This is a genomic window from Aeromonas sp. QDB17, from assembly GCF_027705305.1.
GTDB classification, from domain to species: domain Bacteria; phylum Pseudomonadota; class Gammaproteobacteria; order Enterobacterales; family Aeromonadaceae; genus Aeromonas; species Aeromonas caviae.
In genome coordinates this window covers 1-20,775 of the sequence record NZ_JAPDBP010000014.1, presented here as the reverse complement: position 1 = coordinate 20,775, position 20,775 = coordinate 1, and the positions used below count along the sequence as shown (strand labels likewise).

Sequence of the window (20,775 nt, the reverse complement as noted above, 5' to 3'; positions counted from 1 at the left end):
ACCAAGGATGGGTTATGATTGGGTTCTATCGAGGCTTTTCTCTCATTGAATTGATGATTGTCGTCGCAATCGTGGCGATTCTTGGCACTATTGCCTATCCCTCCTATCAGCGTTACCTGCTGTCCAGCCACCGAATTGATGCCAAAAAAATGCTGTTGGACGCCGCCAACAGACAAGAAACCTATTTTATGGACTTCAATCGGTATACCTCATCCGCAGCCGATTTGAATATCTCGGAGAACTCCGAATCCGGCTTCTATCACCTGGTCATCTCAGCCGGGGTCAATACATACATCCTGTTTGCCACGGCCTCTGGTGCGCAGGGGTCAGACAGCGACTGCATCATTTTCTCCATCGACCAGGATGGCACCCGGAGTGCCACCCGGCTCGGGGATACCGTCAACAATGCTTGCTGGGACTAGGCGATGAAACCACTGCGCCATCGACACACGAGGGGATTCAGCCTGCTGGAGGTGATGATTGCGGCCGTGGTGCTCTCCTTCGGCTTGCTGGGATTGGTTGCCATGCAGGTTACCGCCAAGTTTTCCAGCTACGAAGCGCGTCAGCGCACCATCGCCAACTGGCTAGCCAATGATCTGGTGGAACGCGCCAGGATCAACAAAGACAGCTGGGCTGGTCAGGGAACGACAGTGGTATCCGGCAACGCGATCCTGGATATGCCGAGCTGTGCCAACAACAATGGCACCATGTCGGATTGCAGCAGGACAGAGCGGCAGGCACTGGACCTCTTCTACTGGCAGCAGTCCCTGCTGGGAACCGCGGTATCCGGTGCCGCGTCACCTCTGCAATCTCCGGTAGGCTGCGTGATTCGTGGCGCCAACAACAGTTTGACCATAGGGATCTTCTGGCAGGGGCGGGAGTCTTTGTCCGATGGTGCCGGTGCAGTGGCCGCGGTGCGCAACAGTTGTGGGCTGGGCAATGCGGCAGACAGACAGAGGCGTCAGTTCGTACTGACGACCACACTATGAATGCCCGCGGCTTCACCCTGATTGAATGGTTGATTGCCATGTTGATCGGCGTATTTCTGGTCGGTGGCGGCTTGAGCATCTTCGTGGCTTCCCGTGCCACAACGGAGGATGCTTTCGATCAGAGCGAGTTGCAGGAGAATGGGCGTATTGCGATGCGTCTGGTGACCCAGGACCTGAAGTGGGCGGGCTTCTGGGGGGACTACACCGGTTCCCCCATGGCAACGGGGCAGGGTGTGACGCTTTTAGGCGGTATTACAAGTACTTGTGGGAGTCTGCCTTCAAATACTGGTGTTCGTGCATTGTTAGTCATGAGAGTTAATGACTCAGGAGGTTTGACTGGAGGAGATGCAAGCTGTATTCCTACGGATAGTTCGAAATGGTCATTTATAAAAAACACAGATGTAATTAGTATTAAGAGATTAGTCGGCCGCCCGCAGACTATAGATTCAGAGTTAGATGGTAATCGTTATTATTTGGCGACTACTACTCAGCTAGCTAACTTATTCGCCATGGTTGATGAATCTGACCCAATTCCAAGTGAGGTAATCGAAATGCCTGATCCTCAACTATGGGAGTATCAGCATTTCATGTATTACACTGTGCTCAATAAATCAAATAATATTCCAGAGTTAAGGAAGCGTATTCTTACTCCAAATGGCGGGTCACTACTTATTAGTGGTCCTATTGCTGAAGGAATTCAAGGATTAACTGTGTTGCTTGGCATTGATGAGAGTACGATCCCTGATGGTGTGATAGAGCGCTATACCAATACCAATAATGTGACCGAACAAGAATGGAGCGAAGGACGCGTCGTAGCGGCCCGTGTCTTTATCTTGGTGCGTTCGCTGCAAGCGTCCAGTAGTTATGTAAATAACAATATCTATCAAGTTGGTGATGTACCAGTTTTTGGAAACGGCGATGGTTATCGCCGTCTGCTATTGGAATCGAGTGTCTCATTACGTAATCCAACGGTAATAGCAGGAGGGGGGAAATGAGATCCCAGCGCGGTGTGGCTCTGATTGTCGCCCTGATCATCCTGGTACCCCTGACCCTGATTGCGGTGGTGGTGATGCAATCTTCGGGGCAAGACCTCAAGATGGCAGGCTCGTCCGCCAGCTTCCGTCAGGCGGAACACCGCCTCGAAGGCATCATCGAAGCCGCGATGCAGAGCAACAACATATCGACTGTGATTGCTGGCATGGGCTCCACTCTGGGGGCCAGTGCGGCGATCAGCGTCAATAGCAGCAATGCTTCGGCGGCTGTCGATCTTACCAATCGCACCGAAACCGTCTGCAAGCGCAAGGTTGACGCCAGCAGCAGCAATGTGATCCCTGCGTGCAAATATGTCGAACTGCAGGCCAATGTGAATTATGGAAAATATGTTCGTCCGCTGACTTGGACCGCGGGCGTAGAACAGCCACTGCTCACAGAATAGGAGCGAAGGATATGTGGTTACGACAACTGGGAGTAATTTTATGCTGGTGTAGCCTTGTATTGTCGGTGACATCGACAAGGGCTGATGACACCGAGCTGTTTATTTATGACTTCAACAAGGCGGGGGATTTTCGCCCCAAAGTGCTGCTGATATTTGATAACTCGGGCAGCATGAGAGACACCATGGAGCAGATCAAAGAGGCCTATAATCCGGCTACGGTATATCCGGCCCTGAGTAATGACCCAGATTCCAGTAATAGCAAAAAATATATCTATTTTTCAACGGATGGAAGTGTTCCTACAATCAACACCAACAGGCGATTCTCCGACAAGCTGAATGCCTGTGCGACGTCAAAAATGCCATTGTCGAATATTGGTTATTTTCAGTCGCAAATGTGGAGTTATGAGGTTACGAGTGGTAACCCTCCAGGAGACGGTCGGGGTGAATGGAATTCGCTCAGCGGTGATCAAGAGAACGATATCAATCTGGTCGATTGCAAGCAGGATATTACGGCAAGCAACCCGGATAACCCTTATACAGGGAATTGGTCGGTAGGAGCTGGCTATCCGGTAGACAAGACAAGGCGCAATAGGGGGGAATGGTTTTATACGACGAACAAGAGCAATGCAGTAAATGCCAGCAATACGGCTGTGACCATTTATTCCGCCAATTATATTCGCTGGTATCATGGCCCAACTGGATACTCAGTGGAGTCTCGACTCCGTATTGCCAAAGATGCAGTGAAAGGCTTGATTTCATCCACGCCAGGGGTGGACTTCGGTCTGGCTATCTTTAATAGAAATGATGATGGCGATAATAATGGTGGACGCATTGTCAGGGATATATTAGGCAGTGAGATTACCTTGGCAAATGGCAAGACGGGGGAGCAGGACCTGCTGGACCGGGTTGAAGGTTTGACCGCCAGTACCAATACACCGCTATGCGAGACGTTGAGTGAGGCGTATCGATTCTTCGGGGGACGAAGCGTTGTTTATGGCTTGCAAGGAGGTACGAGAGACACGACCGCCGAAAGCCCGGCTGGTACCTATCAAGCACCCTATGACAACTGCTCAAACAACGGCTACGTCATATACATCACCGATGGGGAGCCAACTCAGGACGGGGATGCCAATACCTTTGTCCAGGGATTGATAAATACATTGTCCAGCGATGAAAAAGCGGCTTATGGCACTACCGTTACTTATGGGTCAGGGAACAGGTCCAGCAGCTATCTGGCCGCATTGGCGGGTTATATGAAACACAAGGATGTGAATGCCGCTTCCCCTGGTACCCAGACAGTCACGACCTTTACCGTCGGGTTTGGTGACGAGGCGATAAGCGGGGCCGGTAATTTGCTTGCTGAAACTGCCCGTCGTGGTGGTGGCGTTTATTATCCGGCAACCAACGCCTCTGCCTTGAGTGATGCGTTGAAGGCATCGCTGCTAGCGATCCTGCGGATCAATACCTCGCTGGTGTCCCCCGCCATTGCCAGCAACAACTTTGACCGGACACGCAGTCTCAACAACATCTATTACGCCATGTTTGAGCCAGATGATGGTCCCAGATGGCGGGGCAATCTGAAAAAACTGATCTTTTCTCCTGACGGTTATGTGGCTGACAGCCGGGGACTGCCTGCTATCAAGTTTGATGGCACCATCATCGACAGTGCCCAGACGTTCTGGTCATCCGGCCGTGACGGGAACGTTGTGGCCGAAGGTGGGGCGCAAGAGATGTTGGCGGGGAAAAGCAACCGCAGCCTCTATGTCATCAACAATGCCCAGAACCGTCTCGATCAGCTGACCAAGGCAAATCTGGTAACGCAGGCTGGCAGTGAAGCCGCGCTCATGACCTTCATGCAGGCAGTTACGACGACTGAACTCGATTCCCTGATCAACTGGACCAAGGGGCTGGATGTCGACGATGAGGACTTTGATACGTCGACCCTGATCCGCAGCCACATCATGGGAGACCCTCTGCACTCCCGACCCCTGGTGCTGAATTATGGCCCTCAATCCGGCAACCCGACGGATGCGCCCGACTTGCGGATCTTGTTTGGGACTAATGCGGGCTTCCTTCATATGTTTAAGGATATGGGGAACACCATAGACGAAAGCTGGGCTGCGATACCTTATGAGTTCATGGCCAATCAGAGGGCATTGCGTATCAACGCCGAATCTGCGGACCATATTTATGGTGTTGACTCCTCTCCTGTCGCCCTTGTCAAAGATGCCAATCGCAATGGGGTGTTGAAATCTTCCGAGAATGACTTCGTTTGGGTATTCACCGGCTTGAGGAGCGGTGGCAAAGCCTATTACGCCTTCGATATCTCCAGCCCCAATACGCCGACGCTGAAATGGCACCTGAACTCCCAGACGACGGGCTTCGGCGAACTGGGTTTGACCTGGTCGGTGCCTGAGGTCGCGTTTGTGCCTGGAGTTAATGATGGAGAAGGCAATCCCATTCCTGTTCTGATTTTTGCGGGAGGCTATGACACCAACAAGAGTGTCGAGGGGCTGGGGACGAATGACAGCATGGGCAGAGGTATTTACATCGTCAATGCCGACACGGGTGCCTTGATATTTAGCGCAACGCCAGCGAACACCCCGACCTCAGATCATTTACAGGTCAGCGGCATGACAGACAGCATGCCGGGCTCCGTCGCAACGCTGGATAGTGATGGTGATGGCAAGACTGACCGCATCTATGCGGGGGATACCGGAGGCAATATCTGGCGCATGGATCTCCCTGGCACCAACAAATCTGACTGGCGCGTCTTCAAATTTGCCAGCCTGGGGTCGGATGTCACTCAAGCCGATGATCGCCGTTTCTTCACCCAGCCTATCGTGGTGCGTACCATCAACAAGCAGGTCACCCGTACCGTTGTGGGAGGGAATGTGGTCTACTCCTATCAGGATCGTCCCTTTGATGCCGTGCTGATTGGGAGTGGAGACCGCAATCGCCCCTCATCGGAAGCGACCGTCCGCAATGGCTATTTCATGTTGCGTGATTATGATGTCGTGCCGCGTGCCGCCAATGCGCAGGCGAGAAGCCCCATCTTGATTACTGACCTTTATGATGTGACCTCTGACCCTTTGTCTGCCCAGACAAACACGGATGGAATATTGGCGACCAAGGCGGGAATTACCACTGCCAAAGGGTGGGTCAATTGGTTGAACGAACCGGGTGAGAAATCCATGGGGGCCGGGGTCGTACTTCAGGGCAAGCTTTACTTCACCTCGTTCCTGCCGCAAGTGCAGTCGTTCCAGCAATGCACCATTCAATCCATCGGGGCTGCACGCCAATACATGGTAGACATGCATTATGGCAGTTCCTTCCGTTATGTGGTTGATCTTGAAGGCAACCAGACACCTGAGCGTTATGTCGAAGTACAGAACAAGGTTGCCGACGATTTGGTGGTGCATGCAGGAGACGATGCCAAGATCCGCATTATTGGAGGCGGTGTCGGGGAAGAGGTCATCCTGAAAGATGAAGGGGATGGTGAGCCTGAGCGTTGTACCGGAGCGGGAGAGTGCAACCAGGGGGCAGAGGAGGCTGAGATGGATATGTCGCCCAAGAAAATTTACCTCTACGAAGGAGAGGCACAATGAAAACACGCAGCGGGGTGTTGGGTTTGTGCCTCTTGTTATCCGGGTCCGTCTTGGCAGATGACATAAAATGTTATGTCGAGTTGGTTAACGGCCAGAAGGTTGTCCTGCACGGTACTGTGGCAGACAGCACGCCAAAGGCGGTGCAGGATAAATTCAAACAAAGAGGATACGAGGTGGATGGTGCGGTACAGCCTGTGAAGAAAATCCTGGAATGCCGCACTGCGGAGGAAAATTTCCAGTCAAAAGAGGGTCAGCAACAGGATGCCCGTCAACTGCGATAGCGAAGGACTTCATTCAGAGGCAGATATTTGCCTGGGTAGATTGGGTGGTGCGGCCGGAGGGAGAGATGACCAGATTTATCTGGGCATTTCCTGAACGACACAGCGTGATGGTGGCATTGGTACCCAGGCTGGTGCCATCAGGGCTGAAGGTAGTGGAAGTTCGATTGTTTGCAGCAGTCAGCGAGTCAGATAGCTGAGGGCTTCTTGCCAGAATCTGCTCACCGTTATTGAAAATGTCATTGCCATTACCGTCGACGAACACAAGGAATTGGGTCGGATTGGCGGTGACACAATTGTCACTGGCATTGGCAAGGCACACAGTGACAGATTGCTGGTTGTCGATGGCTTGGCTACGAGCAAAACGCAGATATTTCAAGAGTGTGCGAGATTCAAATTTCAAGGCATTCTCATTGAGCAGGCTCGACATGGCCGGTGCACCAATACCAAGCAAGATGACCCCCAGACTGACGGCGATCATCAGTTCCAGCAGGGTGAATCCTTTCTCGTCCTTGATCATGGCAATATCTCCCTCGATTAGTTACATCTTATCTCCAGACAGCCAGAACACCAGCGCAAAGCCCAAGTGTTGAGCTGGCACAGCCAGCGCCTTTTCTTTATCATTCCCCATCATTTTCGAATTCAAGATGCATCGCCATGGCAAAAGCCCTCTCTCTGATGCTTGCCCAGTTAAATCTGACGGTAGGCGCCATCGAAGATAACTGTGACAAGGTACTGGCGGCAGCAGCCCAGGCCGATCAGCAAGGGGCCGATCTGCTGGTTTGCTCCGAGCTGGCCCTGACAGGATACCCGCCTGAGGATCTGCTGCTGCGCGCCGACCTGATGGTCCGGGTCGAGGCCGCCCTGGCCCGCATCGCGGCATGGCAGGGACAATGTGCCATTCTGGTGGGCCATCCCTGGCGCGAAGAGGGGGCGCTTTTCAATACGGCGTCTCTTTATGAGCGCGGTCAACTGCGGGCACGTTATTTCAAACAGGACTTGCCCAACTACGGGGTGTTCGACGAGAAGCGCTACTTCACTGCGGCGACCGATACCTGTGTGGTGCCGTTCCGTGGCCATCAGCTGGGTTTGCTCATCTGCGAAGATCTCTGGCAGCCGGGTCCGGCGCTGGCCGCCAAGGCGGCGGGGGCCGAGCTGCTGCTCACCATCAATGCCTCTCCTTATGATCAGGAAAAACCCTGGATCCGCCGCGAGCTGATGGCGGAACGCTGCGATCAGACCGGCCTGCCGCTCATCTACCTCAACCAGGTATGCGGCCAGGACGAGCTGATCTTCGACGGCTGCTCCAAAGTGTTCAACAGCCAGGGCGAGCTGACCCACAAGCTTGCTCCGTTTGCCGAAGAGCTGGCGCTGGTGCGCTTTGCCGATGGTCAGCCGGTGAAGGAGCGGGAACCCGCCGCGCCGCTGGAGCCGTTGGCCGAGACCTATCAGGCCCTGGTGCTGGCGGTGCGCGACTATGTCACCAAGAACGGTTTTCAGGGCGCTGTGCTGGGCCTCTCCGGCGGCATCGACTCGGCGCTGACCCTGGCCATTGCGGCCGACGCCATCGGGGCGGACAAGGTGCAGGCGGTGATGATGCCGTTCCGCTACACCGCCCAGATGAGCGTGGAGGATGCCAAGGAGCAGGCCGAGCGGATGGGGGTGGAGTTCAACATCATCTCCATCGAACCCATGTTCGAAGGCTTCATGACCCAGCTGGCACCTCTGTTTGAAGGGACCGCCCGCGACACCACCGAAGAGAACCTGCAGGCCCGCTGCCGCGGTGTACTCTTGATGGCGCTCTCCAACAAGCGCCGCCGTATCGTGCTGACCACTGGCAACAAGAGCGAGATGGCTGTGGGATACGCCACGCTGTATGGCGACATGGCGGGTGGCTTTGATGTGCTCAAGGATGTCCCCAAGACCCTGGTCTTCAAGCTGTGCGAATATCGCAACAGCGTGGAGTACGTGATCCCGCAGCGGGTCATCGATCGTCCCCCGTCGGCCGAGCTGGCACCGGATCAGGTGGACCAGGATAGCCTGCCCCCCTATGACATCTTGGATGCCATCCTCAAGCGCTACGTGGAAGAGGATGCGTCTGTCGCCGACATGGTGGCGGAAGGTTTCGAAGAGGCGGTGGTACGCAAGGTGATCCGCCTGGTGGATCTCAACGAATACAAGCGCCGTCAGGCCGCCGTCGGCCCCCGCATCACGGCTCGCAACTTTGGTAAGGACCGCCGCTACCCCATCACGTCCGGGTTCGGCAAACAGAACTGGTAAGGAGTCACCATGAAGAAGATTGAAGCCATCATCAAACCGTTCAAGCTGGACGATGTACGCGAGGCCCTGGCCGAGATCGGCATCAACGGCATGACAGTGTCCGAGGTCAAGGGGTTCGGCCGCCAGAAGGGGCATACCGAGCTCTATCGCGGTGCCGAGTACATGGTCGACTTCCTGCCCAAGGTCAAGGTGGAGCTGGTGGTGCAGGACGAGGATCTCGATGCCTGCCTGGAAGCCATCCAGAACACAGCGCGTACGGGCAAGATCGGTGATGGCAAGATCTTCGTCTGCGAGGTGGAGCGCGTCATTCGTATTCGTACTGGTGAAGAGAACGAAGACGCGATCTGATGTGGTGGATGTGCCCTGTGATGAACAGCAAGAGTCTGTCGCTCTGATGTCGTTTTACCGTATCGGGGTCGTAGCGGCGTGCCTGATGGCGCTCACCGCGTGCAGTACCCGGCCGCCGGCCCAGCCGGAAAACCTGTGCCAGATCTTTCGGGAGAAACCCGAGTGGCACGAGGCGGCGCTCAAGATGAACGAGAAGTGGGGGACACCTGTCCAGGTAGTGATGGCCATGATGTACCAGGAGTCCTCCTTCGTGCATGATGCCCAGCCGCCGATGCAGTATTTCCTCTTCATCCCCACCGGGCGGGCCAGTTCAGCCTACGGCTATGCCCAGGTGAAAGACGAAACCTGGGCCGACTATCAGCGGGAAACCGGCAACGGCTGGAGCGATCGCGACGACTTTGCCGACGCCATCGATTTCATGGGCTGGTACACTCACAAGGCACAGCGGCTCAACGGCACGTCCAAGTGGGATGCCTATGGCCAGTATCTCAATTATCACGAAGGCTGGGGGGGCTACCGACGTGGCAGCTACCGCAGCAAGGGATGGCTGATGAAGGTCTCCCGCAAGGTGGAGGCCCGTGCCCAGCGCTACGGTGCCCAGTATCGACAATGCAAGGATCAGCTCTCCAGCGGGGGCTGGTTCTGGTAACCAAATCAGGAGTCAGAAATGCCGTTATTGGACAGTTTTACCGTCGACCATACCCGCATGGCCGCCCCGGCAGTGCGGGTGGCGAAGACCATGCAGACCCCGAACAAGGACACCATCACCGTGTTCGACCTGCGTTTCTGCGTGCCGAACGAGGAGATCCTCTCCGAGCGCGGCATCCATACCCTGGAGCATCTGTTTGCCGGCTTCATGCGTGATCATCTCAATGGGAATGGGGTGGAGATCATCGACATCTCTCCCATGGGTTGCCGCACCGGCTTCTACATGAGCCTGATCGGTGCGCCGGATGAAGCCCGTGTTGGCGCTGCCTGGCAGGCCGCCATGAGCGACGTGCTGACCGTGCAGGATCAGGGCAAGATCCCCGAGCTGAACGAATACCAGTGCGGTACTTACAGCATGCATTCGCTGGAAGAGGCCCATGCCATCGCCCGCCATGTGCTGGAGCGCGGTATCGGTGTCAACCACAATGACGAGCTGGCCCTGCCGGAAGAGAAGCTGAAAAGCCTCTGATCCCGAGAAGGGAAGCATGAAAAAGGCCGGTCAATGACCGGCCTTTTTGCATCTGGTGGGATCAGGAGGGCAGTGGCATCACCCGATTGCGTCCCAGCTCCTTGGCCTTGTAGAGCAGCTTGTCGGTACGCTCGATCAGGGTGTCTGCCGTCTCCTGAGGGATGTATTCCCCCACGCCGAACGAGGCGGTGATGTGATCGATGCGTCGCCCGGATTTGCGATCCAGAATCGACATCCGCTCGATGACGCGACGCAGGCTCTCGGCCATCTGGCGGGTCAGCGCCAGAGCGCGGTTTGGCACCAAGAGGGCAAACTCCTCACCCCCCAGGCGATAGGCGGTTATGCCCTCCTTGCTGGCCTCTCGCAGCCGCTTGCCGACGATGCGCAGCACCTGGTCCCCCAGCAGATGTCCGTATTCGTCGTTGAAGTTCTTGAAGCGATCGATATCGGTCAGGATCAGGGAGAAGGGCTGCTTGCTGCGAATGAGGCTGTCCATCTCGAGATCGAAGGCGCGTCGATTGAGCAGAGACGTGAGCGGGTCCTCGGTGGCCAGCTTCCTCGTCTCGTTCAGGGCCTGTTTCAGCTCCTTTATCTCTTTCTCGGCGCTGCTGAGCTGGTTGCGAAAGTGGAGGGTGGACATGCGTACGTCACGCGACTCGCGCACGAGATCCCGCAGGATCCCCATGGTGTCTTCCAGGCTGAGTCCCTCGTCGTCTATCTTGCTCAGCTTGTCGAAACTCTTGTCGAGCATCTCCTGAAACAGCCCGGTATCGGAGATGGCATCCTGCATCGAGTGACTCAGCTCGCTGGCCATGGCCGCCAGGTTGAGTTTCATCGCCTCCATCTGCTGCTCGTCCTGAGCCGCAAGGTGCTGGTGGTAGAGACGCTCACAGGTGGTCAGGGAGAAGGTTCCCTGCTGTTTTATCGCCTGATCGACGGCATGGTTGAGTTCGGGCATGTCGCCGGAGACATAGCTGTACCAAAGGTGATAGTTGTTCGGCGTGGTGGGAATTTGATACTTGATCATCAGGGGAACCGCCTGTTTCAAATAGGCGGCAGATTGGGCGAACGAGTCCTTGCTCATGAGTTCCGAGTCTCACATACCTGCAAACTGTGTCCAGTATGACAGAGAGAATGGCCAAAAGGCAGTCGATGGATGCCATTAGCTCCCCCCTCCGATATAATGTCTGCGTTATTACCTACCCTAAGGCCTGCTTATGTCTCAAAAAGATCCTTTCCTCCAACGCGAGGCCGAAAAATACGAAAACCCCATCGCCAGTCGCGAGATGCTGCTGGAGCTCATCAAGGGCCATGAGAAACCCATGTCCCGGGAAGAGCTGGCCAAGGTCCTCAAACTGACCGATGAAGAGCCGTTGGAAGCCTTGCGACGTCGTCTGCGCGCCATGGAGCGCGACGGGCAGCTCGTGTTCACCCGCAACCAATGTTACGCCCTGCCGGATCGCCTGAATCTGGTCAAAGGCTATGTGCTTGGCCACAAAGATGGATTCGGTTTTCTGCGCCCCGAGGGTGGTGGAGCGGATCTCTTCCTGAACAACCGCGAGATGCAGCGCCTGATGCATGGCGACTATGCCCTGGTGCAGCCGACCGAGATCGATCGCAAGGGTCGTCAGGAAGCGCGTCTGGTGCGCCTGCTCAAATCCCGGGAGGCGGACATCGTCGGTCGTTACTTCGTCGAGAACGGCGTCGGTTTCGTGGTACCCGATGACAGCCGCATCGGCCAGGACATCATCATCCCGGAAGGGGAGAACAAGGGGGCTCGCCAGAGCCAGGTCGTAGTCGTGCGCATCAACCAGCGCGCCACTGCCCGCTTCAATGCGGTCGGTACCGTCTTGGAAGTCCTGGGTGAGAACATGGCGCCCGGCATGGAGATCGAGATCGCCCTGCGTACCCACGGCATTCCGCACACTTGGCCGGAAGAGGTGACCAAAGAGGTCGCCGGTCTCGGTGAGCAGGTGCCGGAGAAGGCCAAAGAGGGTCGCATCGACCTGCGCGCCCTGCCGCTGGTGACCATCGACGGGGAAGACGCCCGCGACTTCGATGACGCTGTCTTTTGTGAAGCCAAGCGCGGTGGCGGCTGGCGCCTGTGGGTCGCTATTGCCGACGTTTCTGCCTATGTGAAACCGGGCACGGCCCTCGACACCGAAGCCTATCAGCGCGGCAACTCGGTCTACTTTCCCGAGTTCGTGGTGCCCATGCTGCCGGAGGTGCTCTCCAACGGTCTGTGTTCCCTGAACCCGCAGGTCGACCGGCTCTGCATGGTGTGCGAGATGACCATCTCCGCCGCCGGCCGCATGTCCGGCTACAAGTTCTACGAAGCGGTAATGAACTCCCACGCTCGCCTGACCTACACCAAGGTAGCGGCGATCCTGGACGGGGATCCCAAGCTGCGTCAGCAGTATGATCCGCTGGTGGGCCACATCGAGGAGCTGAACAACCTCTACAAGGCGCTCAAGCATGCCCGTCACCAGCGCGGCGCGGTGGAGTTCGAGAGCGAGGAGACCCGCTTCATCTTCAACGCCCAGCGCAAGATCGACCGTATCGTACCGCTGGTGCGCAATGACGCCCACAAGATCATCGAAGAGTGCATGATCCAGGCGAACGTGGCGGCCGCCCGCTACATCGAGAAGAACGAGGCCGCCGCCCTGTTCCGGGTGCACGACCGCCCGGGCGAGGAGCGTCTCACCGGCTTCCGTGACTTCCTGGCCGAACTGGGTCTGGAGCTCAAGGGGGGCCTGGAGCCCGAGCCGAAGGACTTTGCCGACCTGGCCGCCAAATTCGAAGGGCGCCCGGATGCGGAACTGCTCTCCACCATGCTGCTGCGCTCCATGCGTCAGGCCATCTATCAGGCCGACAACATCGGTCACTTCGGTTTGGCCCTGAAGTCCTACGCGCACTTCACCTCGCCGATCCGTCGCTACCCGGATCTCATCCTGCACCGGGCGATCAAGTACCAGACCGCCAAGGAGCAGCAGGGCAACCTGCGCCACAAGTGGACCCCGAGCGGTGGCTACCACTACCAGCTGGAAGAAGTGGACCCCATGGGCGAGCACTGCTCCATGACGGAGCGCCGTGCTGATGACGCCACTCGCGACGTGGCAGACTGGCTCAAGTGCGAGTACATGCTGGATCACGTGGGTGACGAGTTTGACGGCGTCATCGCCAGCGTCACCGGTTTTGGTTTCTTCGTGCGTCTGGCGGAGATCCACATCGACGGTCTGGTGCACGTCAGCACCCTCACCAACGACTACTACCAGTTCGACCCCCTGCACCAGCAGCTGATCGGCGAGAACTTCCGCCGTCGCTACCGTTTAGGTGACAAGGTGCGGGTCAAGGTGATGGGCGTGAACCTGGACGATCGCAAGATCGACTTCGTGATGGTGGAAGAGCCCCTCAAGGCCACCGGCAAGAACGCCAAGGAGATGGCGCGCAAGCAGGCCGAGATCAAGAAAGAGAAGGCCAAGAGCGCCCAGCGCCACGAGAAACGCAAAGAGGGCAAGGAGAGCGGTAAATCCGACAAGGGTGGCCGTGCCAAGCCCAGCAACAGACGACCGAGCAAAAAGGCTCGCGACAAGGCCAAGAGCACTAAATGAGTACTGAACTGATCTACGGCATTCACGCCGTCTCCGCGCTGCTGGAGCGCACCCCCGAGCGCTTCATCGAGGTGTGGGCTCTCAAGGGTCGCGATGACGAGCGGCTGCATCCCCTGCTGGCCGAGCTGGAGTCCCTCGGTATCAGGGTGCAGAGCGTGAACCGCAAGACGCTGGATGACAAGGCGGAAGGCAACAATCACCAGGGCATCATGGCCAAGGTGATTGAAGCGCCCAAGCTGGCCGAGCACGATCTGGCCAGCCTGCTGGACGGTCTGGCGGCGCAAGAGACAGCGCCCTTCCTGCTGGTACTGGACGGGGTGACCGACCCGCACAATCTCGGCGCCTGTCTGCGCAGTGCCGATGCGGCCGGGGTACATGCGGTGATCGTGCCGCGGGACAAGGCCACCGGCCTCACGTCCGTGGTGCGCAAGGTCGCCTGTGGCGCCGCCGAAGTGGTGCCGCTCATCCAGGTCACCAACCTGGCCCGCAGCCTGCGCGAGCTGCAGGAGCGCGGCGTCTGGATCGTGGGTACCGCCGGCGAGGCGGATCACGATCTTTATCAGGCCAAACTCACCGGCCCCATGGCGCTGGTGATGGGGGCCGAAGGCAAGGGGATGCGCCGCCTGACCCGCGAACATTGCGACGAGCTGGTGAGCATCCCCATGGCGGGGGCGGTATCCAGCCTCAACGTCTCGGTGGCGAGCGGTGTCTGCCTGTTCGAAGCCGTGCGCCAGCGCCGCGTCTGACAAGACGATGACCGACAGACCCCCCTTTGTCTGGGAACGGGTTGCAGATGAGCAGGAGGCCGAGCGCCTCCTCTCTTTTGTCCGCTCCCTGACCTTGCCCCCTCGCTCCTGCCTCTGGCATGCCGGTGACAGTCCGGCGCTGCTGGTCAGGGTGGAGGAGGGGTTGCTGCGGGCCAAGGTGGTGCTGGCGGATGGCCGCGAGTACATCAAGGAGTTCTATTGGGAGGGGGACGAGTTTATCGACTTCCACCACCTGCTCAGCGGTGAGCCCGCCCGCTACAGCGTGGAGGCGCTGGAGCCTTGCCGACTGCAGCTTCTTCCGCTGGTGGATCTGCGCCGACTCCCTTGCTGGCCCGCCTGGTATCACCATCTCCTTGAAGTGCAACTGCGCATCAAGGAGGAGAAAGAGCTGTTGCTGCTGACCGGGGGCCCAGAGGCGCGCTATCAGCATTTTCTGCGAAGCTTCCCCGCGCTGGATGCCAGGGTTCCGGATCACCAGATTGCCGCCTATCTGGGGATCACCCCCATCAGCCTGAGCCGCATCCGCAGGCGGCTGAAAACGCGCGATCAGGGTTGAGCCAGAAGGGATTGCCGATGAACCTGGGCAGAGATCGGCTCTTTGTCGGCCATGTCCACATTGGATGAGAAGGGGGGCAACTTAACCAAGGTTAATGCCCCTCGTCGGGAGCAAGATTATGCTGTCAGACCCCATTAAACAGGAGTCATTCATGAACTGGAGTATGAAATCCTGGTCCGAGCTGACCACGGATGAATTGTATGAGCTGCTTGCCCTGCGCGCTGAGGTGTTCGTGGTGGAGCAGACCTGTCCCTTCCAGGATCTGGACGGGCTGGATCGCCGTGACGGCGTGCTGCATCTGCTCGGTCGTGAGGGGGATCACCTGGCGGCCTATGCCCGCATCATGGCACCCGGCATTGGTGATGACAGCGGCGCTGCCATCGGCCGCGTGGTCACCTCTCCCACGTCGCGGGGGGGCGGACTGGGTCACCGCCTGCTGGCGCAAGCGGTCAGAGAGTGCGAGGCACGCTGGCCTGCACACAGCATCTGGCTCGGTGCACAGGCCCACCTGCAAGGTTTTTACGGCCAGCATGGTTTCGTGGCCGAAGGGGAAGGGTATCTGGAAGATGACATCCCTCACATGGGGATGCGAAGGGAGCCTGCCTGACATCGTCAGGCGCCAGGAAAGGGGCAAGTGGCCCCTCATACGTGGTGCATCTCATGGTTTTTTGCTACCCCGTGGCCATGTGGTCGTCAGACCGGGGTGAGATACCGCCGTGCTGATCTGCCTGCGGTCTCTCTGTCGGGACACCGCCCCGGTCAGGGCGGTGCGGCATCAGGAGGGCTGGGGTGGTTCAGGGGGTGACCCGGGTGGTGAGGGTAAACCCCTCTTCACTGGAGGCCAGCGTCACCTGAACCTGGCCCAACTCGGTCAGAGTGCCCACATGGGTGCCGCCACAGGGAATGGTGATCTCCCGACCGTCCAGCATGCCATGCCAGTAGCGGGAATCGATGATGGCATCACCGGCCCGGCTGCGGCGGATCTCGCCTCCCTCTTTGAGCCAGCGCATCAGCTGCTCGTTGACCTGGAGCGCTATCCTGTCGAGGTCGGCCAGCAGTGCCTCGCTGTTGATTCCCTTTTTCCGAAGGCTCTTGCCGATCCGGTACTGCTCCTTTGATCCTCTGGGCTCGACCCGGGAGTGCTGGATGGCGAGGCGGTCGAAATCCGGCTGCCCGAGAGCGTCAAGCTCGCTCGTCTCCTTTCGCCAATAGGGCGTGAGCGCCCGATTGAGGGCCAGTGCCACCAGGTGGCAGGCGCTGTGGCCCAGGCTCAGGGCATGGCGTGCCTCGGCATCCACTGTCAGTTCCACAGGCGAGCCAATGGCAAGGTGATGGGAACCGGCGAGGGGATGCACCACCACGAAAGCCCACCCATCCGCCCCCCGCTTGACCGGAATCTCCGTATCCACGAACAGCTCGCCCTCGGGACTGATGGCGCCCATGCGGCAGGGGCCCACGGCCGCTTCCCCCCCTTCCCAGCGCACAGTGCCCACGTCACCGGGTTGATCGGGCCAGAGGTGGCTCTGGGGATGAAAGGGGGTGAGATCGGTGACCAGCAGGGTCGGATCCCCCTGTTTGCAACAGACGACGCTGGCCTGTTCCTGATGGTGGCCCAGTACGAAGCTGGCTCGGGTATGTTCCATGGCGGGCTCCCGCAACGAGATGATGAGAAGGGAAAGGGGCAGCATACGCGAAAGTGCGAAAAGGCTCATCAACCCGGGTCAATGAGCCTCAAGATGGCGTTAGAGGGTGGTGACCAGCAGATAGGCATTGAGGCCGATCACCAGGGCGACGATGAGACGCCCCACGGCCTGGGTGACGGGGTGATTGCGATGTGCCCCCATCAGGGCGCGATCACCGGTCAGGATCAGCAGCGGAATAAGGGCGAGGGCGATGCCGAAGCTCAGCACTACCTGGCTCAGCACCAGAATTTCCGTGGTGTTGAGACCCATGGCGATCACCACGAAGGCGGGAGCCATGGTGATGGCTCGGCGCAGCCAGAGCGGAATGGTGAAGCGCACGAAGCCCTGCATCACCACTTGCCCCGCCAGCGTCCCCACCACGGTGGAGGAGATGCCGGAGGCGACCAGGGAGAGGCCGAACAGGGTGGCGGCTGCCGGGCCCAGCAGGGGCGTGAGGGTCTGGTAGGCCGATTCCAGCTCGGCCACCTGCTGGTTGCCGGAGCTGTGGAAGGCGGCAGCCGCCATGGCCATCATGGCCAGGTTGACGAAGCCGGCGATGGTCATGGCGATGGCCACGTCGACCCGGGTGCTGTGCAGTCGCTGGGTCACCGTGCCCTGCTCCTGGGTATGCTGGGTCAGGGCCGAGTGGAGATAGATGACATGGGGCATCACGGTGGCACCAAGCACGCCGGCGGCAAGATAGACAGCATCACCATTGGGGAGGCCGGGGAAGAGTGCCCCTTCCAGCAGACTCGGCAGGTGGGGGCGCGAGAAGATCAGCTCGACGATGTAGGCGGCGGCCACGAACAGCAGCAGGCCCCCCACCACGAACTCCAGCGGCTTCTGGCCGCGGGATTGCAACATCAGGATCCCCCAGGTGACCACGGCGGTGATACAGGCCCCTTCCAGCAGGGTGATGCCGAGCAGCAGTTTGAAGCCGACCGCAGCGCCGATGAACTCGGCGAGATCGGTGGCCATGGCGATGATCTCGGCCTGCACCCAATAGGCCCAGACTGCGGGCCTGGGCAGACGATCACGAATGTGTTCCGCCAGGTTCTTGCCTGTGACGATACCGAGCTTGGCCGAGAGGGTCTGCACCAGCATGGCCATCAGGTTGGCCCACACCACTACCCACAGCAGTTGATAGCCGAAGGTGGAGCCGGCCTGGATGTTGGTCGCAAAATTGCCCGGGTCGATATAACCGATGGCGGCGATGAAGGCGGGGCCGAGCAGGGTCAGCTTGAATTTGCGGGCCGGGATGGCCGTGGTGAGCGCAGGTTGCATACTGTCATCCTCCGTGGGGATATGAGGAGAGTATGGATCTAAATGATAATTGTTATCAATTAAAGTTTTGTATCGGGCTCATCGAGAAAAACATCTTGCTTCGCCAGTTGCAGTGGGAGAGGTGATTTCGTACAATACGCCGCCCTAGAAAGCAGCGTCTAAACATCACTATGTTCCTTGCCTCCGAGGTCTGGCTGCACCTGGGCGGAGGCTGAATTAATCCGTAAGGAGCTAAAATGCGTCATTACGAAATCGTCTTCATGGTTCATCCGGACCAGAGCGAGCAAGTACCTGGCATGATCGAGCGTTACACCGGCGCTATCACCACCGCTGGTGGTACCATTCATCGCCTGGAAGATTGGGGCCGTCGTCAACTGGCTTACCCGATCGACAAGCTGCACAAGGCTCACTACGTTCTGATGAACGTAGAAGCTGAACAGGCCGTTATCGATGAGCTGGAAACCAACTTCCGCTTCAACGATGCCGTTATCCGCAACATGATCATGCGCACCAAGCACGCCGTGACTGAAGTTTCTCCGATGGCCAAGGCCAAGGAAGAGCGCTTCACCCGTCGTGACGACGAGCGTCGCGAAGATGCTGTTGAAGCGTCTTCCGAAGAGTAATTCTTAGATCACCGCATTAGAGGATAAAGGCCATGGCACGTTATTTCCGTCGTCGTAAGTTCTGCCGCTTCACCGCCGAGAACGTTACCGAGATCGACTACAAAGATATCGTTACTCTGAAAAACTACGTCACTGAATCTGGCAAGATCGTACCGAGCCGTATCACCGGTACCCGCGCCAAGTATCAGCGTCAGCTGGCACGCGCCATCAAGCGTGCTCGTTACCTGGCTCTGCTGCCGTACACCGATCTGCACAACAAGTAAGAATCGGCCCGGCGCTTACGCCTAACTCAACGAAATTTATAGAGGAAAGGTAATGCAAGTTATCCTGCTCGATAAGATCGCCAAACTGGGCGGTCTGGGTGACCAAGTTTCCGTAAAAGCTGGTTATGCCCGTAACTACCTGATCCCGCAAGGCAAAGCTGTTATGGCCACCAAGGCCAACATCGAAGCCTTCGGTGCTCGTCGCGCTGAGCTGGAAGCCAAACTGGCTGCCAACAAGGCTGCTGCCGAAGAGCGCGCTGCCAAGCTGGGTGAGCTGGCTGCCGTTGTCATCGCCTCCAAGTCTGGCGACGAAGGCAAGCTGTTCGGTTCCATCGGTACCCGTGACGTGGCTGAAGCCATCACTGCTGCCGGCGTAGCCGTTGCCAAGAGCGAAGTCCGCATGGGCAACGTTCTGCGTAACACCGGTGAGTACGAAGTTGTTGTTCAGCTGCACGCTGACGTCAAAGCAACCGTACAAATCCAGGTTGTTGCTCTGTAATAGCGTTCCGCTCTTGCAGAAAAACCCGCGCACATGCGCGGGTTTTTTATTTTCAGATCAAGGGGTAAAGTGAAGGTCTGTTCCTCTGGAGGAGAACCTTTATGGCTGCCTGGGTTGAAGGTCGGGTCATCGAGCGCATCGAGTGGACACCCACCCTGCTCTCCCTGCGTGTGGAGGCGGAACTTGCCCCCTACAAGGCGGGTCAATTCACCAAGCTGGCCCTGGAGCAGGGCGAGCGTCGCGTCCAGCGTGCCTATTCCTTCGTCAATCCTCCCGGCACGCCCTATCACGAATTCTATCTGGTGGAGATCCCCGGCGGTGAGCTGAGTCCCTCTCTCGGTTCCCTGCAGGTGGGCGACAGCCTGCTGGTGCAGTCCCAGGCCACCGGTTTTCTGACCCTGGATGAGATTCCCCCGGGACGGGACCTCTGGCTGCTCTCAACCGGCACCGCCATCGGCCCCTTCCTCGCCATGCTGGCCGAGGGACAGGTCTTCGACCGCTTCGAGCATCTGGTGCTGGTACACGGGGTGAGAAAAGGGGAAGAGCTCAGCTATCAGCCGCTTATCGCCAGTTTTGCCGAGCAGCATGGCGAGCGTTTTCGCTATGTTCCCTTCGTCAGTCGTGAGACCTGGCCGGGGGCGATGGCAGGACGCATCCCGGCAGCCATCGTCGATGGCAGCTTGCAGGCGAGGGTGGGGCTGAACTTCTCCCCCGAGTTGAGCCAGGTGATGATCTGCGGCAACCCCGCCATGGTGAAAGAGACTCAGCAGACCCTGCTCGGGCTGGGGCTTGTCAAGAACCTGCGTCGCGCCCCCGGCAATATCAGCATGGAAAACTACTGGTAGGGGACATGACTCCAGGGGCCACAGGCCCCTCAACCATGTCCATGGGCATGCTGGTCAGTGTTTTTGGTGGCCGTTGCCGCCGTGCTTGTTCCTGGGCTTGTCATGGCCCTGACCCGGGTTGTTGCCACTGTGAATGCTGCGGTTGTAATGGTCGCGGTATTTGCCATCCATGTTGTCGCAGTTGAGCTGGATGCGGCTGGTCCGGGTGCTGACATCCAGGCAGTTGTGCTGCCACCACTCGTACTCCTTGTCGTCCCAATCCAGGTTTACCCGGCCCTGGTCGGTGGAGATCCGGATGTCGTCTTCGTGTTTGGAAGGGGGGCAGCAAAGGCCATTCCCTGAACCAGAAGCAGGGAGAGCAGCAGTGCGCCGCGGGAAGTCATGGTCATGTGGGCCATCGCATCAAGGCTCCTGTCAGGGGGATCATTGATCCGGTTGCGTGCTGATCTGGTTCTCAGAGATCCCCTCATTTTTAGAGACTCAAATAATTCCAAGTGTGCGGGTATATAAGCGGTGTTGCTTCAGGTAGT

The 20,775-nt window shown here is 58.1% G+C and carries 22 protein-coding genes and 1 pseudogene; 18 read left to right on the top strand and 5 right to left on the bottom strand.

Translation table 11 applies throughout. The annotated features are described in order from the left end of the window. Positions 1-14 precede the first annotated feature (14 nt). The 6 genes from tppA to OKC41_RS12790 are packed head-to-tail and all read left to right on the top strand — an operon-like array spanning position 15 to position 6,313. A complete protein-coding gene (tppA, locus tag OKC41_RS12815; RefSeq protein ID WP_039039991.1) occupies positions 15-422 on the top strand; it encodes a type IVa pilus pseudopilin TppA in 408 nt (135 codons plus the stop codon). A gap of 3 nt (positions 423-425) precedes the next feature. Further along, positions 426-989 carry a type IV pilus modification protein PilV gene (gene pilV / locus OKC41_RS12810; protein ID WP_134997696.1) on the top strand — a complete coding sequence of 188 codons (564 nt, stop codon included), beginning with the start codon at positions 426-428 and terminating at the stop codon, positions 987-989. Next, positions 986-1,984 (top strand): PilW family protein, encoded by a 999-nt coding sequence (locus OKC41_RS12805; RefSeq protein WP_134997697.1) that lies wholly within the window; start codon positions 986-988, stop codon positions 1,982-1,984. Before pilV ends, OKC41_RS12805 begins: the two co-directional genes overlap by 4 nt. After that, complete coding sequence (tppD, locus tag OKC41_RS12800) at positions 1,981-2,424, top strand: type IVa pilus pseudopilin TppD (RefSeq protein ID WP_134997698.1); 444 nt, start codon at positions 1,981-1,983, stop codon at positions 2,422-2,424. Before OKC41_RS12805 ends, tppD begins: the two co-directional genes overlap by 4 nt. Before the next feature lie 11 nt (positions 2,425-2,435). Beyond that, positions 2,436-6,032: a pilus assembly protein gene (locus OKC41_RS12795; RefSeq protein ID WP_232092845.1), complete on the top strand. Its 3,597-nt coding sequence runs from the start codon at positions 2,436-2,438 to the stop codon at positions 6,030-6,032. Further along, positions 6,029-6,313, top strand: coding sequence for a TapY2 family type IVa secretion system protein (locus OKC41_RS12790; protein WP_039039995.1), 285 nt, complete (start codon positions 6,029-6,031; stop codon positions 6,311-6,313). Before OKC41_RS12795 ends, OKC41_RS12790 begins: the two co-directional genes overlap by 4 nt. Before the next feature lie 13 nt (positions 6,314-6,326). Here the strand turns inward: OKC41_RS12790 and OKC41_RS12785 are convergent, their stop codons facing one another. Further along, positions 6,327-6,830, bottom strand: a complete 504-nt coding sequence (locus OKC41_RS12785; protein WP_010673109.1) for a GspH/FimT family pseudopilin — start codon at positions 6,828-6,830, stop codon at positions 6,327-6,329. A 137-nt stretch (positions 6,831-6,967) separates the two neighbouring features. On the opposite strand from OKC41_RS12785, the gene OKC41_RS12780 reads away from it, so the two are divergent. Genes OKC41_RS12780 through luxS form a run of 4 tightly spaced genes read left to right on the top strand, consistent with a single transcriptional unit; the run spans position 6,968 to position 10,115 of the window. After that, positions 6,968-8,590 carry an NAD+ synthase gene (locus OKC41_RS12780; RefSeq protein ID WP_223952868.1) on the top strand — a complete coding sequence of 541 codons (1,623 nt, stop codon included), beginning with the start codon at positions 6,968-6,970 and terminating at the stop codon, positions 8,588-8,590. Between the two features lie 9 nt (positions 8,591-8,599). Further along, positions 8,600-8,938 (top strand): nitrogen regulatory protein P-II, encoded by a 339-nt coding sequence (glnB, locus tag OKC41_RS12775; RefSeq protein ID WP_005308848.1) that lies wholly within the window; start codon positions 8,600-8,602, stop codon positions 8,936-8,938. 46 nt (positions 8,939-8,984) lie between these two features. Then, positions 8,985-9,587: a transglycosylase SLT domain-containing protein gene (locus OKC41_RS12770; protein ID WP_042014883.1), complete on the top strand. Its 603-nt coding sequence runs from the start codon at positions 8,985-8,987 to the stop codon at positions 9,585-9,587. A gap of 18 nt (positions 9,588-9,605) precedes the next feature. Beyond that, on the top strand, positions 9,606-10,115 hold the full coding sequence (luxS, locus tag OKC41_RS12765; RefSeq protein ID WP_010673112.1) for an S-ribosylhomocysteine lyase: 510 nt from the start codon (positions 9,606-9,608) through the stop codon (positions 10,113-10,115). A gap of 61 nt (positions 10,116-10,176) precedes the next feature. Here the strand turns inward: luxS and OKC41_RS12760 are convergent, their stop codons facing one another. Beyond that, a complete protein-coding gene (locus OKC41_RS12760; RefSeq protein ID WP_041214487.1) occupies positions 10,177-11,199 on the bottom strand; it encodes a GGDEF domain-containing protein in 1,023 nt (340 codons plus the stop codon). Positions 11,200-11,332: 133 nt separating this feature from the next. Between OKC41_RS12760 and rnr the strand changes: the two genes are divergently transcribed. The 4 genes from rnr to OKC41_RS12740 all read left to right on the top strand — a co-directional run bounded on the left by rnr (position 11,333) and on the right by OKC41_RS12740 (position 15,656). After that, the gene (rnr, locus tag OKC41_RS12755; protein ID WP_201895038.1) at positions 11,333-13,726 is read left to right on the top strand and encodes a ribonuclease R; all 2,394 of its coding nucleotides are present in this window, start codon (positions 11,333-11,335) and stop codon (positions 13,724-13,726) included. Next, positions 13,723-14,472 (top strand): 23S rRNA (guanosine(2251)-2'-O)-methyltransferase RlmB, encoded by a 750-nt coding sequence (gene rlmB / locus OKC41_RS12750; protein ID WP_041214488.1) that lies wholly within the window; start codon positions 13,723-13,725, stop codon positions 14,470-14,472. The genes rnr and rlmB overlap by 4 nt, the downstream gene beginning before the upstream one ends. A gap of 7 nt (positions 14,473-14,479) precedes the next feature. Next, positions 14,480-15,049 carry a Crp/Fnr family transcriptional regulator gene (locus OKC41_RS12745; RefSeq protein WP_270672066.1) on the top strand — a complete coding sequence of 190 codons (570 nt, stop codon included), beginning with the start codon at positions 14,480-14,482 and terminating at the stop codon, positions 15,047-15,049. A 151-nt stretch (positions 15,050-15,200) separates the two neighbouring features. Further along, positions 15,201-15,656, top strand: a complete 456-nt coding sequence (locus OKC41_RS12740) for a GNAT family N-acetyltransferase (protein ID WP_049636452.1) — start codon at positions 15,201-15,203, stop codon at positions 15,654-15,656. 187 nt (positions 15,657-15,843) lie between these two features. Here the strand turns inward: OKC41_RS12740 and OKC41_RS12735 are convergent, their stop codons facing one another. Both OKC41_RS12735 and OKC41_RS12730 read right to left on the bottom strand, forming a co-directional pair. Then, positions 15,844-16,692 (bottom strand): hypothetical protein, encoded by an 849-nt coding sequence (locus OKC41_RS12735; protein WP_201890522.1) that lies wholly within the window; start codon positions 16,690-16,692, stop codon positions 15,844-15,846. A gap of 99 nt (positions 16,693-16,791) precedes the next feature. Beyond that, a complete protein-coding gene (locus OKC41_RS12730; RefSeq protein ID WP_042014875.1) occupies positions 16,792-18,015 on the bottom strand; it encodes an Nramp family divalent metal transporter in 1,224 nt (407 codons plus the stop codon). A gap of 236 nt (positions 18,016-18,251) precedes the next feature. Here OKC41_RS12730 and rpsF point away from each other — a divergent pair, with 236 nt between their 5' ends. From rpsF to OKC41_RS12710, 4 genes are all read left to right on the top strand, one after another. After that, positions 18,252-18,638 carry a 30S ribosomal protein S6 gene (gene rpsF, locus OKC41_RS12725; RefSeq protein ID WP_005331771.1) on the top strand — a complete coding sequence of 129 codons (387 nt, stop codon included), beginning with the start codon at positions 18,252-18,254 and terminating at the stop codon, positions 18,636-18,638. A 32-nt stretch (positions 18,639-18,670) separates the two neighbouring features. Next, positions 18,671-18,901 carry a 30S ribosomal protein S18 gene (gene rpsR / locus OKC41_RS12720; RefSeq protein WP_005313392.1) on the top strand — a complete coding sequence of 77 codons (231 nt, stop codon included), beginning with the start codon at positions 18,671-18,673 and terminating at the stop codon, positions 18,899-18,901. Positions 18,902-18,953: 52 nt separating this feature from the next. After that, positions 18,954-19,400: a 50S ribosomal protein L9 gene (rplI, locus tag OKC41_RS12715; protein ID WP_010673120.1), complete on the top strand. Its 447-nt coding sequence runs from the start codon at positions 18,954-18,956 to the stop codon at positions 19,398-19,400. Between the two features lie 101 nt (positions 19,401-19,501). Beyond that, positions 19,502-20,245 (top strand): ferredoxin--NADP reductase, encoded by a 744-nt coding sequence (locus OKC41_RS12710; RefSeq protein WP_270672065.1) that lies wholly within the window; start codon positions 19,502-19,504, stop codon positions 20,243-20,245. Between the two features lie 54 nt (positions 20,246-20,299). Here the strand turns inward: OKC41_RS12710 and OKC41_RS12705 are convergent. Beyond that, positions 20,300-20,628, bottom strand: a pseudogene (locus OKC41_RS12705) (hypothetical protein). Positions 20,629-20,775 lie beyond the last annotated feature (147 nt).

Coding starts and splice junctions, on each gene's coding strand:
- tppA (WP_039039991.1), top strand. CDS start 15: ATGATTGGGTTCTATCGAGGCTTTTCTCTCATTGAATTGATGATTGTC.
- pilV (WP_134997696.1), top strand. CDS start 426: ATGAAACCACTGCGCCATCGACACACGAGGGGATTCAGCCTGCTGGAG.
- OKC41_RS12805 (WP_134997697.1), top strand. CDS start 986: ATGAATGCCCGCGGCTTCACCCTGATTGAATGGTTGATTGCCATGTTG.
- tppD (WP_134997698.1), top strand. CDS start 1,981: ATGAGATCCCAGCGCGGTGTGGCTCTGATTGTCGCCCTGATCATCCTG.
- OKC41_RS12795 (WP_232092845.1), top strand. CDS start 2,436: ATGTGGTTACGACAACTGGGAGTAATTTTATGCTGGTGTAGCCTTGTA.
- OKC41_RS12790 (WP_039039995.1), top strand. CDS start 6,029: ATGAAAACACGCAGCGGGGTGTTGGGTTTGTGCCTCTTGTTATCCGGG.
- OKC41_RS12785 (WP_010673109.1), bottom strand. CDS start 6,830: ATGATCAAGGACGAGAAAGGATTCACCCTGCTGGAACTGATGATCGCC.
- OKC41_RS12780 (WP_223952868.1), top strand. CDS start 6,968: ATGGCAAAAGCCCTCTCTCTGATGCTTGCCCAGTTAAATCTGACGGTA.
- glnB (WP_005308848.1), top strand. CDS start 8,600: ATGAAGAAGATTGAAGCCATCATCAAACCGTTCAAGCTGGACGATGTA.
- OKC41_RS12770 (WP_042014883.1), top strand. CDS start 8,985: ATGTCGTTTTACCGTATCGGGGTCGTAGCGGCGTGCCTGATGGCGCTC.
- luxS (WP_010673112.1), top strand. CDS start 9,606: ATGCCGTTATTGGACAGTTTTACCGTCGACCATACCCGCATGGCCGCC.
- OKC41_RS12760 (WP_041214487.1), bottom strand. CDS start 11,199: ATGAGCAAGGACTCGTTCGCCCAATCTGCCGCCTATTTGAAACAGGCG.
- rnr (WP_201895038.1), top strand. CDS start 11,333: ATGTCTCAAAAAGATCCTTTCCTCCAACGCGAGGCCGAAAAATACGAA.
- rlmB (WP_041214488.1), top strand. CDS start 13,723: ATGAGTACTGAACTGATCTACGGCATTCACGCCGTCTCCGCGCTGCTG.
- OKC41_RS12745 (WP_270672066.1), top strand. CDS start 14,480: ATGACCGACAGACCCCCCTTTGTCTGGGAACGGGTTGCAGATGAGCAG.
- OKC41_RS12740 (WP_049636452.1), top strand. CDS start 15,201: ATGAACTGGAGTATGAAATCCTGGTCCGAGCTGACCACGGATGAATTG.
- OKC41_RS12735 (WP_201890522.1), bottom strand. CDS start 16,692: ATGGAACATACCCGAGCCAGCTTCGTACTGGGCCACCATCAGGAACAG.
- OKC41_RS12730 (WP_042014875.1), bottom strand. CDS start 18,015: ATGCAACCTGCGCTCACCACGGCCATCCCGGCCCGCAAATTCAAGCTG.
- rpsF (WP_005331771.1), top strand. CDS start 18,252: ATGCGTCATTACGAAATCGTCTTCATGGTTCATCCGGACCAGAGCGAG.
- rpsR (WP_005313392.1), top strand. CDS start 18,671: ATGGCACGTTATTTCCGTCGTCGTAAGTTCTGCCGCTTCACCGCCGAG.
- rplI (WP_010673120.1), top strand. CDS start 18,954: ATGCAAGTTATCCTGCTCGATAAGATCGCCAAACTGGGCGGTCTGGGT.
- OKC41_RS12710 (WP_270672065.1), top strand. CDS start 19,502: ATGGCTGCCTGGGTTGAAGGTCGGGTCATCGAGCGCATCGAGTGGACA.